Below are 16,726 nucleotides of genomic sequence, written 5' to 3' on the forward strand. Positions count from 1 at the left end.
GGCTAACCTTGCCGGATGTTTCCGCATGGTGCTTCCTCTTCCGTCCCGGTTCCGGCGCCCGCCTTCGACGGCGTTCCGCTGAGCGAGCTGCTCGAGCGCGCGCGGCTCGCGCAGCAGCAGGCGCGGCTTGACGACGGCGTTGCGCTGGCCGATGCGATCTGGGATCGCGCCGAAGCCGAAGGCTTCATCAACGAGCAGGCCGAGGCCGGCAAGCTGTGCAGCTTCTTCCGGCTGCGCATGGGCGATCTGCCCGGCATGCTCGATGTCGGCGAGCGGGCGCTGCGCCTGATGCGTCCGCTGGGCGCGAGCCCCGCGATGTGCGAGCTGCTGCGCTGGATGAGCCTCGCCGCCTGCGAGCTCGGCGCGTACGAACAAGGGCTGGCCTGCGCGCATGAGGCGCTCAAGCTCGCCGGCGAGCTCGGCGACATGCGGCTGCATGCGGTCGCGCTGAACGGCCTCGGCGCCTGCTTCGAGCGCATGGGCGATCCCTGGCAGGCCGAGCGCCTGATGAGCGAGGCCGCGGGCCTGCTCCGCAGCAATGCCACGCCGTTCGAGCAGGTCGTCACGCTGACCAACCTGTGCACGGTCGCGCTCGGCGCCTACCACCTGCAACGCGACGGCGCCGCGCCGGCGCAGGCGACGCGCACGCTCGAACGCGCGCTGGAACTCGCCCGCGAGGCGCGTCCGCATTCGCTGCAGCTCGGCGACCGCTACGGCATCGCATTGACCGCGTCCAACTTCGCCGAGGTGCTGCTGCTGATGGGGCGCCTCGACGAGGCCGAGCCGATGCTGATCGAGGCCCGCGACGAATGCGAGCGCGCCGGCTTCCGGCTGCTGGACTGGCGCCTGCGCTGCATGCTCGCCGAGCTGCAGCTCGCGCGCGGACAGGCCCGCATGGCCTGGCAGCAGCTGCAGGTGCTGTGCGCGGAGACCGAGCACGTCGCGACCGCCGATGCACCGGCAGCGGCGACGAGTCCCGCGCTTCACGACGTGCCGCTGTTCCTGCGCGTGCGGCTGCACCAGGCCAGCTATCGGGCCGCGAAGGCGCTCGCGCTGCTCGGGCCGTCGCTGTTCCACCTCGAACAGGCGCGCACGCTGGAGCGTCGGCGCGCGGTCTCGCAGCTGATGGCGCAATCGCAGTACTTCGTCTCGCGCATGGAGGCGGAATTCGCCACCGACCCGGCGAGCGTCGCCGCGCGCGATGCCGCCGAGTTCAAGGATCCCTTGACCGGCCTGGGCAACCGGCGCTGCCTGGAAACCCGCCTGCCGCCGCTGTTGCGCACGGCGGAGCAGGAGGCGCGTCCGCTGACCGTCGCCCTGATCGACGCCGACGGCTTGCGCAACATCAACGAACGCCACGGCCACGAGATCGGCGACCGTGTGCTGCAGGAGCTCGCCGAACTCCTGCGCGAGAACACGCGCGGCTCCGACCTGCTGCTGCGATGGAGCGGCGAGGAGTTCCTCGTCGTGTTCCCCGACACCATTGCGGACCGCGGCTTCGAGGTCTGCGAGCGCATCCGCGCCAGCGTCTCCGTGCACCCGTGGCATGAGCTCGCACCGGGCCTGGACGTGACGCTCAGCATGGGCCTGGCGAGCGCGCCGCCCTACGCGACCGACCTGCTCATCGCGCGCGCCAACGCCGCCGTCGAACGCGCCAAGCACCTGGGCCGCAACCGTGTCGCCCTGGCCTGAGCACGGCCGTCGACGAACACACCTGCCGCCACGAACGCCACGAACGCCACGAACGCTACGAACGCCACGAATGCCACTGGGGCCGGAATGGGGCTTGGGGGTCCTGGAGGGATCCCCCATGCCCCGTGGAGAGCCCGCGCTTGGCGACTCGAATGAGGCCCAGCCTGAAGCCCGCACACGGTGACAGGTCTTGCCCGACTGCTGGTCGGATCTGTTTCTACAATGAGAACAGTTCTCATCTGTTGGGTAAATCCCCGCCGATGAACCTCCCGCCAGCCTGATCTTTTGCTCCCCGCGCCTTGCAACGTCCGTTGCACACGCCGCGCGACGCTGGAGCCGATCCCGCAAGCCTCCGTCATTCACCTCCCTCCCCGGGGCCGGTGCCCTTGCGCGCGCCGGTATGCGGGCTCACGCCTGCTTGCTGCTGCTCCTTCCCATGTCACGCTCCTCTCGAACCCCTGTCGCGGCTGCGGTCGCATTGCTCTTGTCCGCCGGTGCCGCCATGGCCCAGTCGATGCCGGCGTCCGGCCGCGATGCCGATGTCCCGCATGTCGACGCTGATGCCGCCCAAGCTGCGGCTGAACCTGCCGCCGAAGCTGCCAATGAATCCACCGGCGAGGGCGCGACCCGCGCCGATCGCCGCCGTGCGCTGGACCGCGTCACCATCAGCGCCGCGCGCAAGAAGCTCGAGGGAGCGAGCACGCGCCTGCCGCTGACCGCGCGCGAGACGCCGCAGTCGATGAGCAGCCTCGACGCGAGCCGCCTGGAGAACGAGACGCTGATCAGCATCAACGACGTGATGCAGAACATCACCGGCGTGAACGTGTCCTTCTACGACACGCAGCGTCCGCTGTACTTCGCGCGGGGCTTCCAGATCACCGACTTCCAGACCGACGGCGTGCCGACCTACAGCGGCGGCACGCAGCAGGAGTACGACACCGTCTTCTACTCCCGCATCGACGTCGTGCGCGGCGCCAACGGCCTGACCACCGGCGCCGGCATTCCGTCCGCGACGGTCAACATGATCCGCAAGCGGCCGGAGAAGGCGTTCTCGGCCTACGGCGGGCTGGTGATGGGCTCCGAGGATTTCCATCGTGTCGAGGCCGACCTCAACACGCCGATCACCCGCGACGGCCGCGTGCGGGCACGCCTGATCGCCTCGGCGCAGGAGAAGGACGGCTATCGCGATCGGCACAGCGAGACCAAGACCGCCTTCATGGCCACCGTCGAAGCCGACCTGACGGACAGCACGACGCTGACCCTCGGCTACCAGGACCAGAACAACGTGCCCAAGGGGCCGATCTGGGGCACGATCCCGCGCTTCGCGTCGGACGGCTCGCTCGCCGACCTGCCACGCGAGACCAGCTTCTCGCCGCCGTGGACGCGCTGGTCGCGCCACAACGGCACGAGCTACGCGCAGCTCGAGCAGAAGCTCGGCGGCGACTGGACGCTGAAGGCCATCGCCAACCACAGCGAAGGCAACACCTTCAGCCTGCGCACCTATGCCAGCGGCTATCCGGACCCGAAGACCGGCGCGGGGCTGAAGTTGCTCGCCGCCGTCGGCAAGAGCTGGGAGAAGCGCGACAGCCTGGATCTCTACGCCTCGGGCACGTTGACGCTGTTCGGCCGCCAGCACGATCTGGTGATCGGCGCCAACGGCGTGAAGACGACGACGACCACGCCGACGCTGACGTCGGTCGCCTCGTGGAGCTACAACATCCCCGACATCCGCAGCTGGGACGGCAACGCGCCCGCGCCGACCTTCAGCGCCACCGGCGCAAAGCGCGTCGCCGAGACCGAACAGAGCGGCGTCTTCGCGATGGGCCGGTGGAAGATCCTGGAGCCGCTGTCGGTGATCACCGGCGCGCGGCTGAGCTACTGGAAGACCGGCACCGACGCCTTCAACGCGTCCGGCAACTTCACGGCCCGGACGGGCGCCTACAAGGTGACCGACGAGGTATCGCCGTACTTCGGCGTCGTCTACGACATCAGCGACGCGGTCTCGCTGTACGCGAGCTACACCGACCTGTTCAAGCCGCAGAACTACAAGGACAAGAACGACAACCTGCTCGCGCCGATCCGCGGCAGCAACACCGAGTTCGGCATCAAGGGCGAGTTCCTCGACAAGCGCCTGGCGGTGTCTGCCGCGGTGTTCGAGGCCAAGCAGGACCACTACGCGGTGCGCGACTCGTCGGTGCCGGAGGGCACGCTGCCCGACGGCGGCTCCGCCTACATCGGCGTCAACGGGACGAAGACCAAGGGCTTCGAGCTCGACGTTGCCGGCCAGCTCGCGCCCGGCTGGACCTTGAATGCGGGCTACGCCAACACGCGCATCACGCGCAACGCGCTGGACCTGATCTACGCCAACCTGCCGCGCCACACGGTGCAGATCAGCACCAGCTACCGCCTGCGCGGCGCGTGGGAGCGGCTCACCGTCGGCGCCGGCGTGAACGCGCAGAGCACGGTGGCGGGCTATGGCATCCCGCATCCGACGTTGGGCACGGTGACCGTCACGCAGGGCAGCTACGTGCTGCTGAACCTGCATGCCAACTACCAGTTGAACGACCACTCCAGCCTCGGCCTGTCGGTCCGCAACGCGCTGGACAAGACCTACTGGGCCAACCTCGACTATCCCAACTACGGGGATCCGCGCAGCGTGATGCTGAGCGTGCGCGGCCGGTTCTGACGGGGCTGCACCCGAACGCTTCACACAGGCACTTCGCCGAAGGAGGCCGAGAGAGGATCCCCGAAGCGGACCCCTGAAGCGGATCGCCGGAGCGGATCAGCGCTCCGGCCTCCGTGCCAGTTCGAGTTCCACCGCCTGCACCACGTTGCGCCCCTGCGCCTTCGCGCGGTAGAGCGCCTGATCGGCGCGTCGCAGCACATCGGCGGCGGTGGCGTCTCCAGTCATGGACTCGGCGATGCCGAAGCTGGCCGTCAGCGGCCAGCCCTGTCCTTCCCAGGCGAACGGGTGTTCCGCGAGCAGCGTCCGCATCCGCTCCGCCACCAGGGCGGCGCCGGCGATGCCGGTGTGGGGCAGCAGCACGCAGAACTCCTCGCCGCCCAGGCGCGCGAAGCGGTCCACCTCGCGCAGGCACGGCTTCAGCAGCGTCACCAGCGACCTCAGCGCCGCATCGCCGGCCGCGTGGCCGAGCGTGTCGTTCAGCTGCTTGAAGCGGTCCATGTCCAGCAGCACCAGCGCGTAGCCGTGACCGCGCATCTGGCGCGAATGCTCGAGGTCCACGGCCTCGGACAGCGCACGCCGGTTCAGCGCGTCGGTCAGCGGGTCGCGCTCGGTCAGGCGGCGGATCTCCAGCACCAGCTTCATCAGCAGCAGGAACGCGATCCAGCCGTTGATCAACAGCGCCAGCACCAACGAGGCCCACAACCACGCGATGTTGAAGGCGCTGGCGACGTCGATGTCCCCGGTGCGGCCCGGCGCGAGCGAGGCCTCCACCGGCCGCGAGAGCAGCAGCAACCCGACGACCACCAGCGGCGAGGCGAGCACCAGCGCCGCCCGTGCATTCAGCCCGCGTGCGCGCATCAGCCGCCAGGCGTCGGAGGCCGACAGCAGCGCAAGCGCACTCATGGCGCCGAAGAGCACCAGCGTGTGCGGCAGCGTCCCCGGTCCGCCCGTGAACCGCGCCGTGCCGAGTCCGACAGCCACGATCAGCAGCGCGGTCGAACGCCATGGCGCGGGCCGCTCGCCGACCAGCGGCACCGTCACGCGGACCAGGCCGAAGGCCGCCAGCGACAGGAAGTCCGACCACCCGTCGTTCATGCGCGGTGCGAGACCCAGCGCCTCATGCAGCAGGAACGAGCCCGCCAGCGCCGCGTTCGCGCCGGCCACGCTGGCACAGGCCCAGGGCGACTCGCGCAGACCGACGGCGAGCATGAGCCAGACCACCGCTGCGACGCCGAACAGCGCCACCAGTGCGGCGATCAGCGTGACGGGATCGGCGACGGGCAGCATCAGGCGAGTTCCGGCTCGCCGGCGGCGCGCAGCACGCGATTGCGTCCGCGCGCCTTCGCCGCGTACATCGCCGCGTCGGCCCGCGACAGCGCGCCGTGGCCGTTGGCGTCGCCCGGATGCATGGTTGCGACGCCGAAGCTCGCGCTGATCGGCCAGAGCTTGTCGCCCCACGCCAGCGGCTGCTTCTGCAGCAATTCGCGCAGGCGCTCGGCGACCAGCATCGCGCCGTCCAGGTCGGAGTCCGGCAGCAACACGGCGAATTCCTCGCCGCCCAGACGCCCGAAACAGTCGGTGTCGCGCAGCGTCGCCCCGAGCACGCCCGCCAGGTGCTGCAGCGCGGCGTCGCCGCCGGCGTGACCGAGCTCGTCGTTGATGCGCTTGAAGTGGTCGACGTCCAGCACCAGCACGGCATGGCGGCGGCCGCGCTCGGCCTGCGCCTGCAGGCGGGCGAGGTGCTCTTCCAGCGCGCGGCGGTTGAGCAGGCCGGTCAACGCATCGCGACGGGTCAGATGGCGCACCCGCGCGATCAGGCGCTGGATGACGAGCGCGACCAGGCCGGTGGCGATCGACAGATCCACCACCAGGCGCAACAACGCGAGTGGCGCATTGGCGCCCAGGCCCGCGGGACTCAGTCCCGCCGGGAGCCAGCCGAGCAGTCCGCCCGCGCGCCAGAAGCAGCCGGCGGCCAGCACGCCGTACGGCAGCACGACGACGCTGGTGAGTCCGATCCGGAAGCCCGCGCCGATGGCGACATCCCATGCGGCCATCAGCGCCAGCACCCCGCCGACGAGGTTGGAGATGGCGCGCGCGGTCGCCAGGTCCGGATCGCCGGCCGTGAAGGCGGTGGCGACGAGCCCGAGGCCGACGATGGCGACGATGTCCCAGGCGCCGTCGCGGACCCGTGTCAGCGCGCGCACGCCGGCGGTGAGCAGGCCCGCGGAGACCAGGTCCAGCGGCAGCGCGACCAGCCGCTCCATCGAGTCCGGGAGCGTCGGCCACCAGGCCAGTGCGAGCAGGCCGTGATACGCCGAGATCCGCCGCGAGGCCCGCGGCGCGATGCGCAGCGCCTCGCCCAGCGCGAGCCAGACGACACACGCGACGGCGTCGATCACGGCGATCACCATCAGCAGCGTGGCGGCGTCGAGCGGCGGCATGCGGATCATCATCGCAAAGCGGTGCCTCGCGCACAATCGCGCGCATGACGAATGATGTCCCTGACTCCGAGGGGGCCGGCGGGCCCGCCGCGACGACCGATGAGGCCGATCGCCCGATCACGCTGATCACCGGCGCCGGCCGCGGCATCGGCGCGGCGACCGCGCTGCTGCTGGCGGCGCGTGGCCACGACCTCGCACTCAACTATCGGCAGGACGTCGATGCCGCCGAAGACATGGCGCGGCGTGTGCAGGCGCTGGGACGGCGGGCGGTGACGATCCGCGCCGACGTTGCCGATCCGCAGCAGGTCGCGGCGATGTTCGCGCAGGTCGATGCGCGGCTCGGCCGGCTCACCGGGCTGGTGAACAACGCCGGCATGGTGGGACGCATGGCCTCGTTGGCCGACCTGACCCCCGACCGCATCCGGCGTGTCTTCGAGGTCAATGTCTTCGGGCTCATCTACTGCACGCAGCAGGCCGCCTTGCGGATGAGCACCGCGCACGGCGGACGCGGCGGCGCGATCGTCAACCTGTCGTCACGCGCGGCGCAGCGCGGATCGGCGAATCTCTATTCGGACTACGCCGCCAGCAAGGGCGCGGTGGACACGCTGACCTTGAGCCTCGGGCATGAGCTGATCGGACAGGGCATCCGGGTCAACGGTGTACGCCCCGGCGTCATCGAGACCGACATCCATGCCGACAGCCTTCCCGCGGAAACGCTGCAGGCCCGGCTGGCGGAAGCGGCCAAGGGCATTCCGATCGGCCGGCTCGGCCGCGCGGAGGAGATCGCCGAAGTCATCGCCTGGTTGATGTCCGACGCGGCCAGCTACACCGTCGGTGCCACGCTGGACGTGGCCGGCGGGCGCTGAGTCCTCAGCGCCGCTCGACCAGGATCGGCGTCAGCGCCATCGACGTGCGGACGCGGTCCGCGGCGGCGCGGGCATCCTCGCGGCTCGCGAACGGGCCGGCCTGCAGGCGGTGCAGGTTCTTGTCCTTGAAGATCGTCAGCATCGGCGCGAGTTCTTCCATGCCGCGCGTGAAGCGCTCGCGCAGTTGCTCGGCGCCTTCCATGCGGGAGAACGCGCCGAACTGCAGCCAGTAACCCTGCGCGGCGGCGATCTTCAGCGCGGGCACCGGTGCCTGCGAGTCGGTCGCGGCGATCGCGCCGGCGGTGGCGGTCGCCATCGCGTCGGCCTTGGATTGGCCCGACGGCGGCAGGTCGCTGCCGGGCGGCAGCGCGGTGATCGGAATCGGCGTCATGCCCGCATCGGGCGCCGCTGACGGAGACGTCGAAGGAAGCGTCGACGGAGAGGCCGTCGCCGTCGAGGAAGTCGAGGACGCGGCGGGCCGGTCCGCCTTGGCCACCGGCGGGATCAGCGGCGCCGGCAGCGGCACTTGCGCCGGCACCGGCGTGACCGGCGGGCGCATCTGTGCGGTGGTCGTCAGGTCGGGCGCGCCGCTGGGCGTGGCGGCGGCATACACCGGCGTGTCGGGGGCGACCTTCGGATCGGGCGAGAGGGTGTCGCGGTCGCGTGTCCACGCGCCGGTGCGGATGTCCTCGTAGGTGATGCGTTCGATCTCCACCGGCGCCACGCCGTTGAGCACGTCCAGCTTGAGCGCGGCGGTGTAGCTCAGGTCGATGATGCGGCCCTTGTGGAAGGGGCCGCGATCGTTGATGCGCACGATGATCTCGCGCCCGTTCTTCGGGTTGCGCACGCGGGCGTAGCTCGGGATCGGGATCGTCGCGTGCGCGGCGGTCATCGCGTACATGTTGTAGATCTCGCCGCTGGACGTCGGCTTGCCGTGGAACTTGCGGCCGTACCAGGACGCCAGGCCCTTCTGCACCAGCGGCTTGTCCTCGGCGATCGGCTCGTAGCGTTCGCCGAGCACTTCGTACGGCTTGTTGGGGCCGCCCTTGCGGATGGACTCCAGCCGGGGCACCGCATCGGGGACCTTCTTGAGATCGGGGGGAACGACGGCGTCGGGGCCGTCCCGGTCGGGCCAGGAGGAGACCTTGGCGCCGCCGGAGGAGGGACGGGTGGAGGAGGGGCCAGGGCTGGCGCAGGCGGCCAGGATCAGGGCACACGTCAGGACGGTCAGGCGCTGACCGGCGGGGCGGGCTTCAAACATGGTCGCAACCCTAGCAATGCGGCGCGGATTTGCCAAGGTTATGCTGCGCGCACCCTTCTTTCCTTTCATGATCGTTTCGATCGTTACGTCCGCACCGTCATGAGCAACTACCTCTTCCCCCCAGCGCCGCAGGCCGCCGTGGCCGTGCGCGGCACCGACGCGCTCTACGCCGTCAGCCGCATCTTCTGCGTCGGCCGCAACTACGCCGCCCACGCCCGCGAGATGGGCAGCGATCCGGATCGCGAGCCGCCGTTCTACTTCACCAAGCCGGCCAGCGCGCTGGCGCCGTCGGGCGGCACCATCCCCTACGCGCCGGGCACGAAGAACCTGCACTATGAGATGGAGCTGGTCGTCGCGATCGGCAAGCCGGTGTTCAAGGCCACGCCCGAGCAGGCCGGCGATGCGGTCTGGGGCTACGCCGCCGGGCTGGACATGACGCGCCGCGACCTGCAGAACGAGGCCAAGGCCATCGGCCGTCCGTGGGACCTGGGCAAGGGCTTCGAGCACTCGGCGGTGATCACCGAGCTGGTGCCGCGTTCGGAGCAGGGCGAGCTGAGCAAGGGCGCGATCACGCTGTCGGTGAACGGCGTGGAGAAGCAGCGCGGCGACCTGTCGGACATGATCTGGAGCATTCCGGAGCTGGTGGCCAACCTGTCGCAGTTCTATCACCTGGAGCCGGGCGACCTGATCTACACGGGCACGCCGGAAGGTGTCGGTCCGGTGAAGCCGGGCGACAAGATCGTCGGCGTGATCGAGGGCTTCGGCGAGCTGTCGATCTCGATCGGCGAGGCCGAGTAACCCGGCGCCAGTCAGAGACCCGCGACGATGTTCGATCACAACGAGACCCTGGACGAAGCCCGCGCGCGCAACATCCGCGATGCGCTGTTCGAGGACATCGGCGTCGCCGACTGGACCGCGCGGCTGGTGCCGGCGGGCCGGCGCGTGACGGCGCATGTCCGCGTGCGCGAGGCGGCGGTGCTGTGCGGCCGCGACTGGTTCGAGGGCGTCTTCCTGGCGCTGGACGGGTCGTCGCGGATCGAGTGGTCGTATGAGGAAGGCGCCGACATGGCGCCCGACACGGTGGTCTGCCGCATCGAGGCGGAAGGCCGTTCGCTGCTGTCGGCCGAGCGGCCGGCGCTGAACTTCCTGCAGCTGCTGTCGGGCACGGCGACGACGACGCGCGCACATGCACGCGCGATCGAAGGCGCCAGCCCGAACCCGCGCGGCTGCGCGGTGCTGGACACGCGCAAGACGCTGCCGGGCCTGCGACTGGCGCAGAAGTACGCGGTGCGCGTGGGCGGCGGGGCGAATCAACGCCTGGCCCTGTACGACGGGATCCTGATCAAGGAGAACCACATCGCCGCGGCCGGCGGCGTGACGCAGGCGCTGCAACAGGCGCAGGCGCTGGACGCCGGCGTGACGATCCAGGTCGAGGTCGAGACCATCGAGCAACTGCGCGAGGCCCTGAAGGCCGGCGCGGTCAGCGTGCTGCTGGACAACTTCAGCGAGCCGATGATGCGCGAGGCGGTGACGATCGCCGGGGGTCAGGCCTTGCTGGAAGTCTCCGGCGGCGTGGCCATCGACCAGCTGCGCTGGATCGCGGCGACGGGCGTCGACCGCATCTCGGTCGGACGGTTGACCAAAGACGCGAAGGCGGTTGACTACTCGATGCGGGTCGACGGCTGACACTGACTTCCATATCAGCGACTCCTGCAATTCGGCGCCATATTCGGCGCCGAACTTCTTTCAGACACTGACTGTCTTCTTACTGAAGGAGATAGCAAGTATGGAAGCAAGCAATGATGATCGCGTCCCCGACGCGAACGCGGGTGCCCTCCGCGAAATCCTTGGCCGCTGGTCGGCCAGCATGGCGGCGTTGGTGCTCAATGAGGTCGAATGCCGGCTTCGGCTGATGACAGAACTGCGCGGTAAGCTGGACGTCGTCGGAGTCGATGAAGTCCGGGAACTTCAACCCGTCTTCGAGCGCGGTCTGTGGATGTTCGGGCCGCAGTTCGAGTCAGCGGAATTCACCGCCAATCTTGGCATGACCAAGGTGATTCAAAAGCTCTTCAAGGATCAAGTGGGTACTGGGTCCCGCAGTCGGCCGGATTTTGTCGTCCTCCCCGATAGCAGCATCGGTCTCTACGCCAGTCCATCCTATGACGACGTCCATGAAGTGGACGGCATCGATCACCTGGCCATCATCGAACTCAAGACCACCGGACGCACGATCACGGGCAAGGACCGTGAGCAGGTGTGGGAGTACATCCGAGAGCTCGACGAGCGTGGATACCTCAAGCCCCACACGCGCGTCGATGGATACGTTCTGGGAGATTGCATCGCGCGCGGCGAGAACCGGGTGACCGTCTACAGCGACACGGTGCGGATCCGCCCGATGCTTTACGAGACGATCCTTGAACGCGCGGAGAAGCGATTGCTCAATCTCTATGACCGGATCAAGGGTGTTCCCTTTCTGAAGGGCGAAGAGGACCAAGCGGGGCCAGCGTTGCTCAAGGCCTTGGCGGCGTGATCATCGACGCAAGGCGGGCACCTCGCCAGTGCCCACCACACCAATCTTGTGCGCAACGGCGGTGCGCGGGTGTCGTTCTGGCTTGCATACAAGACAGATGAGCCTGGGAAGGTCGGGTGGACCCGCGCTGGCACGGAAGCTGCAAAGCCCCGTGCATGGGCATCACCGCCACCGACATCAGCCAGCGCATCATCGATGCGGTGCTCGCGCAGAAGCTGGCGCCGGGCACCCGCCTCGGCGAGCAGCAGCTCGCGCTGCTCTTCGACTGCAGCCGCACCATCGTCCGTGAGGCGCTGACGCGGCTCGCCGCGCGCGGCATCGTGACCGTCAGCGCGCGCCGCGGCTGGTACCTCATTGCCCCCTCCCGCGATGAAGCCCGTGAGGCGTTTGAAGCACGACGCGTCATCGAGCTCGGCCTGCTGCGCGGTCGGCGACCGCTCGACAAGCCCGCGCTCACGCGTCTGAAGAAGCACCTCGCGCAGGAGAAGGCCGCGCTGCGCGGCGACGACGTCGGCGCGCGCAGCTTCCTGCTGGGTGACTTCCACGTCTGCCTGGCCGAGTGCCTCGGCAACAGCCTGCTCGCCGACACGCTGCGCGACTACACCGCGCGCACCACCTTGATCGCGATGCTCTACCAGTCGTCGCACGACGCGGCGCAGTCCTGCCAGGAGCACGTCGCCATCGTGGCCGCGCTCGAGCAGGGCGACGCCGTCCGCGCCGAGGCGCTGATGGCCGAGCACCTCGCCAGCGTGCAGGCCGGCCTGCAGCTCGAGACACAGACCGACGACCCGCTGCATCACCTGCGGCAGGCGCTCACGCCGATGGCGTCGAGTGCCTCCGCGTCTTCCTCAGCTTCCCCCGCCGCGCCGGCGCGCCGTTCCCGCGCGCGCACGGTGGCGGCCGACGCCGCCGATTCCGCCCCCGCCCCCTACCTAGGAGCCCTGTTATGAGCCACGCCGCCCGTCCCTCCGTCCGCACCCTCATGCCGCGTCGCCTGCTGCTGGCCGCCGGCCTCGGCCTCAGCATCGGTGTCATGGCGCCGGGCGCGCACGCGCAGACCGCGCTGGACACGATCACCAAGTCCAAGACCATCAAGATCGCGATCCCCACCGACTACCCGCCCTACGGCTTCGTCGGTCCCGACATGAAGCCGCAAGGCCTGGACGTCGCGATGGCCGAGCTGATCGCCGCCAAGCTCGGCGTGAAGGTCGAGCTGGTGCCGGTCACCAGCGCCAACCGCATTCCCTATCTGCAGACGAAGAAGGCCGACCTCGTCATCTCGACGCTCGGCAAGAACCCGGAGCGCGAGAAAGTCATCTCGTTCAGCTCGGCCTATGCGCCGTTCTACCAAGCGGTCTTCGCGCCGAAGAGCCTGGCGATCAAGAGCTTCGCCGACCTCGCCGGCAAGACCGTCGCGGTGACGCGCGGTGCGATGGAGGACCAGGAACTCGCCAAGGTCGCGCCGGCTACGCTGGAGTTCAAGCGCTTCGAGGACAACAACGCCACCATCGCCGCATTCGCCGCGGGCCAGACGCAGGTGGTCGCCACCAGCGCCGCCGTCGCCGGCAACCTGATGCAGCGCCAGCCCGGCCTGAACATCGAATACAAGCTGCTGCTCAAGGACAGCCCGTGCTTCATCGGCGTGGCCAAGGGCGAGGACGCCCTGCTCGCGAAGGTCAACGCGATCGTCGCCGCGGCGAAGCAGGGCGGGGAACTCGAAGCGCTCTCCAAGAAGTGGCTGGGCCGCGGCGCGGGCGAACTGCCGCTCTGAGCGGCGACGTCGCTGCACCTCGGCATTGATCGCGTCTAGCAGGCACCCCGGGAGCCGCCCATGATCGAGTTCGACTTCGGCGCCGTCCTCGCCGAATGGCCGCTGCTGCTGCGCGGCCTCGCGTGGACGGTGGGCCTCACGGTGATCGCCGTGCCGCTCGGCCTGCTGATCGCGACGCTGGGCGCATGGGCCCGCGCCTGCGGGTCGACGGCGCTGCGACGCGGCGTCGGCGTCTACGTCGAGCTGCTGCGCAACACGCCCTTCATCGTGCAGCTGTTCTTCGTGTTCTTCGGCCTGCCGGCGCTCGGCGTGAAGCTGTCGCCCGAGGCCGCCTCGCTCATCGCGATGACGCTGAACCTTGGCGCCTACGGCACCGAGATCCTGCGCGCCGGCATCCAGGCCGCGCCCAAGGGTCAGTGGGAGGCGGCGCAAAGCCTGGCCCTCGGTCCGACGCAGGTCTTCACGCGCGTGATCCTGCCGCCGGCCTTCAAGCGCGTGTGGCCGGCGATGACCAGCCAGATCGTCATCGTGATGCTCGGCACGGCGGTGTGCGGACAGATCTCCACCGAGGAGCTGAGTTACGCCGCCAACCTGATCCACAGCCGCAACTTCCGCGCGTTCGAAGCGACCTTCGTCGCCTTGGCCATCTATCTGGCGCTGTCGATGATCATGCGGCGCTTCCTGCTCTGGGCGGGGCCGAAGTGGCTGTTCGGCGGCACGCCGGTCGCCCTGAAGCCGCCGCTGTGGCGACGGCTGGCAGGTGCCGGCACCGGAACGGGAGGCGCCCATGATTGAGTTCACCCTCTGGGACATTCTTCGCAACCTGGCGCTCGCCTTGCGCTGGACGGTGGCGCTGTCGCTGATCGCCTTCATCGGCGGCGGCCTGGTCGGCGCGACGCTGCTGTGCCTGCGCATCGGCTTGGGGGCCAAGACGCAGCGCGTGATCGGCGCCTACGTCGCGGTCTTCCAGGGCACGCCGCTGCTGATGCAGCTGTTCCTCGCCTACTTCGGCGTCTCGCTGCTGGGCATCGAAGTCTCGGCCTGGACGGCGGCCTCGCTGGCGCTGACGCTCTACACGAGCGCCTACCTGGTCGAGATCTGGCGCGGTTGTGTCGAGGCCGTGCCACGCGGCCAGTGGGAGGCCGCGCGCAGCCTGGCGATGAGCTTCGGCGAGCAGCTGCGACATGTGATCCTGCCGCAGGCCGCGCGCCTGGCGATCGCGCCGACGGTCGGATTCCTGGTGCAGGTCATCAAGGGGACCGCGTTGGCGTCGGTGATCGGCTTCGTGGAACTGACCAAGGCCGGCGGGATGATCGCCAACGCGAGCTTCAAGCCCTTCCTGGTCTTCGGCTGCGTGGCGCTGTTCTATTTCGTGCTGTGCTTCCCCGTGAGCCTGGCCGCCCAACACCTCGAAAGGAAGCAGCATGGCCGCACTGCCTGACAAGACGATCGATCACGTGATCGACCACGCCATCGACGGCGAGACTGCACCGACGACGATGCCTGCCCCGGGCGTGCCGATCGTGCGCATCACCGCGCTGCGCAAGTCCTACGGGACGAACGAGGTGCTGAAGGGCATCGACCTGGACGTGATGCGCGGCGAGGTGATCGCGCTGATCGGCAAGAGCGGCTCGGGCAAGAGCACGCTGCTGCGTTGCATCAACGGGCTGGAGCAGTTCCAGGACGGCTCGCTGCGCGTGGCCGACAAGCCGCTGCTGCACGACAGCGCGATGGCGATGCGCGCGCTGCGGCAGCAGGTCGGGATGATCTTCCAGAGCTTCAACCTGTTCCCGCACCTGAGCGTCGGGCGCAACGTGATGCTGGCGCCGACGCTGGTGAAGCGGCGTTCCGAGAAGGACGCCGCCGAGCAGGCACGCGCGCTGCTGGCGCGCGTGGGCCTGGCGGAGAAATTCGACGCGATGCCGGACCAGCTGTCCGGCGGCCAACAGCAGCGCGTGGCAATCGCGCGGGCGCTGGCCATGGAGCCGCAGGTGCTGCTGTGCGACGAGATCACCTCGGCGCTCGATCCCGAACTGGTCGGCGAGGTGCTGCGCGTCGTCGAGTCGCTGGCCGACGAGGGCATGACGCTGCTGATGGTCACGCACGAGATGAACTTCGCGCGCAAGGTCGCCGATCGAGTGATCTTCATGCATCAGGGACGGGTGCATGAGATTGGCACACCCGCCGATGTGTTCGGCTCGCCGAGGACGCCGGAGTTGAAGCAGTTCCTGAAATCACTCGACGATTGAGTACCCACTGAAGGGGGGCGCCCGATGGGGCGTGTCCCAGCGGCAACATCCCCCGCCGGCTCGATGCCGGACTCACGAGGCGTTCCTAAACTGCTTCGTCATGAGTCAAGGTCATTCGCTTGTCGGTACCGGTCTTTACCGCATTCCTCGCGCTGCCCAATTGGTCGGCGCCGATGTGCGCAACGTGCGCCGATGGCTGAAAGGCTATTCGCGCCGGACGGCCTCAGGGACGTCGATCACCCAGCCCTTGTGGCTTCTCCAGTACGCCGACGATGAAGAGATCGGCGGCGACTACGTGCTGGGTTTCAAGGACCTGATGGAACTGCGGATGGTCACGCAGCTGATCCGGCAAGGCGTGTCCTTGCAGGCGGTCCGCGCGACGATTGAAGTGGCCCGGGAAGACCTGGGTCCATACCCGTTGCAGTCCAAGCGCTTCCTGACAGATGGAAAGCGCATCTTCATGGATGTGGTCGGCGCCTCCGCGCAGGATCGACGGCTGGTGGATGTTCGGCGGCGTCAGTACGTTTTCGATCGGATCGTCAGGCCGGCCTTGAAAGATCAGATCGACTTCGACGGCAACGGTCAGCCTTTGCGATGGTTTCCGTTGCCGAGGAAGCGACTGATCGTGATTGATCCGTCCCGCCAGTTCGGGCATCCCATCATCGAGCGTACCGGCGTTCCGACCATCACCGTCCACCAGTCCTACATGGCAGAGAAGGGCGCCTTGGACTTCGTCTCGAGGCTCTGGCGTGCGACACCTCAGGAAGTCATGGCGGCCGTCGAGTTCGAGCAAAGGGTCGCCGCATGAAGGTGATGTTCGACAACAACCTTTCGGAGACCATTGCTCGCGCGATGGCGGTTCTGTCCGAGGAGAAGCATCTCGCGGAGCGGGTCGTGCATCTGCAGGAAGTGTTTCCTGCGCACATGGCCGACACGGCATGGATGGACTCGGAGTGCAGGGATCTTGCTGGGTCGTGATCACGCGCGATCAGCTGAACAAGCGGGCGGGTGAAGAGCGCAAGGCGATACGACGAAACGGTTTGATCGCCTATGTGCTCGACAACCAATGGGCGTCCCAGACGTTCTGGCCGATGGCCTCCCGGTTGGTCGATTGGTGGCCGCTCATCGTCCTGCATGCGCGCACCGCGAGCGCTGGCGTCTACCGCGTTCCTTGGAACAAGGGCACGGCGCGTCAGCTGACTTCCTGCTGAAGATCGGTTCGTGCCTAGA

17 protein-coding genes are annotated in these 16,726 nt (G+C 68.7%); 14 read left to right on the forward strand and 3 right to left on the reverse strand.

Going from position 1 to position 16,726, the window contains the following annotated elements; genetic code table 11:
* Window positions 1-15: 15 nt before the first annotated feature.
* Together AC07PR_RS22385 and AC07PR_RS22390 are read left to right on the forward strand one after the other, a co-directional pair.
* Entirely contained in the window at window positions 16-1,692 is a 1,677-nt protein-coding gene (locus AC07PR_RS22385) for a diguanylate cyclase domain-containing protein (RefSeq protein WP_495136620.1), read from the forward strand.
* A 502-nt stretch (window positions 1,693-2,194) separates the two neighbouring features.
* Window positions 2,195-4,378 carry a TonB-dependent siderophore receptor gene (locus tag AC07PR_RS22390; protein ID WP_495136621.1) on the forward strand — a complete coding sequence of 728 codons (2,184 nt, stop codon included), beginning with the start codon at window positions 2,195-2,197 and terminating at the stop codon, window positions 4,376-4,378.
* 96 nt (window positions 4,379-4,474) lie between these two features.
* Here AC07PR_RS22390 and AC07PR_RS22395 read toward each other — a convergent pair whose 3' ends face one another.
* Together AC07PR_RS22395 and AC07PR_RS22400 are read right to left on the reverse strand one after the other, a co-directional pair.
* Window positions 4,475-5,665, reverse strand: a complete 1,191-nt coding sequence (locus AC07PR_RS22395) for a GGDEF domain-containing protein (protein WP_495136622.1) — start codon at window positions 5,663-5,665, stop codon at window positions 4,475-4,477.
* Window positions 5,665-6,819: a GGDEF domain-containing protein gene (locus tag AC07PR_RS22400; protein ID WP_483108401.1), complete on the reverse strand. Its 1,155-nt coding sequence runs from the start codon at window positions 6,817-6,819 to the stop codon at window positions 5,665-5,667. Before AC07PR_RS22400 ends, AC07PR_RS22395 begins: the two co-directional genes overlap by 1 nt.
* Before the next feature lie 44 nt (window positions 6,820-6,863).
* Between AC07PR_RS22400 and AC07PR_RS22405 the strand changes: the two genes are divergently transcribed.
* Complete coding sequence (locus AC07PR_RS22405; RefSeq protein WP_495136623.1) at window positions 6,864-7,685, forward strand: SDR family oxidoreductase; 822 nt, start codon at window positions 6,864-6,866, stop codon at window positions 7,683-7,685.
* A 4-nt stretch (window positions 7,686-7,689) separates the two neighbouring features.
* Here AC07PR_RS22405 and AC07PR_RS22410 read toward each other — a convergent pair whose 3' ends face one another.
* Entirely contained in the window at window positions 7,690-8,946 is a 1,257-nt protein-coding gene (locus AC07PR_RS22410; protein WP_483108403.1) for a septal ring lytic transglycosylase RlpA family protein, read from the reverse strand.
* 99 nt (window positions 8,947-9,045) lie between these two features.
* Here AC07PR_RS22410 and AC07PR_RS22415 point away from each other — a divergent pair, with 99 nt between their 5' ends.
* The 11 genes from AC07PR_RS22415 to AC07PR_RS22465 all read left to right on the forward strand — a co-directional run bounded on the left by AC07PR_RS22415 (window position 9,046) and on the right by AC07PR_RS22465 (window position 16,707).
* Window positions 9,046-9,744 carry a fumarylacetoacetate hydrolase family protein gene (locus AC07PR_RS22415; RefSeq protein WP_483108404.1) on the forward strand — a complete coding sequence of 233 codons (699 nt, stop codon included), beginning with the start codon at window positions 9,046-9,048 and terminating at the stop codon, window positions 9,742-9,744.
* Between the two features lie 27 nt (window positions 9,745-9,771).
* The gene (gene nadC / locus AC07PR_RS22420; protein WP_495136624.1) at window positions 9,772-10,632 is read left to right on the forward strand and encodes a carboxylating nicotinate-nucleotide diphosphorylase; all 861 of its coding nucleotides are present in this window, start codon (window positions 9,772-9,774) and stop codon (window positions 10,630-10,632) included.
* A gap of 100 nt (window positions 10,633-10,732) precedes the next feature.
* Window positions 10,733-11,476 (forward strand): hypothetical protein, encoded by a 744-nt coding sequence (locus AC07PR_RS22425; RefSeq protein ID WP_495136625.1) that lies wholly within the window; start codon window positions 10,733-10,735, stop codon window positions 11,474-11,476.
* A gap of 155 nt (window positions 11,477-11,631) precedes the next feature.
* On the forward strand, window positions 11,632-12,426 hold the full coding sequence (locus AC07PR_RS22430) for a GntR family transcriptional regulator (protein WP_495136626.1): 795 nt from the start codon (window positions 11,632-11,634) through the stop codon (window positions 12,424-12,426).
* Window positions 12,423-13,247: a transporter substrate-binding domain-containing protein gene (locus tag AC07PR_RS22435; RefSeq protein ID WP_483108407.1), complete on the forward strand. Its 825-nt coding sequence runs from the start codon at window positions 12,423-12,425 to the stop codon at window positions 13,245-13,247. The genes AC07PR_RS22430 and AC07PR_RS22435 overlap by 4 nt, the downstream gene beginning before the upstream one ends.
* Before the next feature lie 60 nt (window positions 13,248-13,307).
* Window positions 13,308-14,042: an amino acid ABC transporter permease gene (locus AC07PR_RS22440; protein WP_495136627.1), complete on the forward strand. Its 735-nt coding sequence runs from the start codon at window positions 13,308-13,310 to the stop codon at window positions 14,040-14,042.
* Window positions 14,035-14,688 (forward strand): amino acid ABC transporter permease, encoded by a 654-nt coding sequence (locus AC07PR_RS22445; protein ID WP_377158664.1) that lies wholly within the window; start codon window positions 14,035-14,037, stop codon window positions 14,686-14,688. The genes AC07PR_RS22440 and AC07PR_RS22445 overlap by 8 nt, the downstream gene beginning before the upstream one ends.
* Window positions 14,689-14,746: 58 nt before the next feature.
* Entirely contained in the window at window positions 14,747-15,496 is a 750-nt protein-coding gene (locus AC07PR_RS22450; protein WP_377161652.1) for an amino acid ABC transporter ATP-binding protein, read from the forward strand.
* Window positions 15,497-15,596: 100 nt separating this feature from the next.
* Entirely contained in the window at window positions 15,597-16,304 is a 708-nt protein-coding gene (locus AC07PR_RS22455; protein WP_495136628.1) for a DUF433 domain-containing protein, read from the forward strand.
* The gene (locus AC07PR_RS22460; protein ID WP_495136629.1) at window positions 16,301-16,474 is read left to right on the forward strand and encodes a PIN-like domain-containing protein; all 174 of its coding nucleotides are present in this window, start codon (window positions 16,301-16,303) and stop codon (window positions 16,472-16,474) included. The genes AC07PR_RS22455 and AC07PR_RS22460 overlap by 4 nt, the downstream gene beginning before the upstream one ends.
* The gene (locus tag AC07PR_RS22465; protein ID WP_495136630.1) at window positions 16,471-16,707 is read left to right on the forward strand and encodes a hypothetical protein; all 237 of its coding nucleotides are present in this window, start codon (window positions 16,471-16,473) and stop codon (window positions 16,705-16,707) included. Before AC07PR_RS22460 ends, AC07PR_RS22465 begins: the two co-directional genes overlap by 4 nt.
* The last annotated feature ends 19 nt before the right edge of the window (window positions 16,708-16,726 follow it).

Source organism: Roseateles sp. GW821-FHT09H11, from assembly GCF_059415845.1.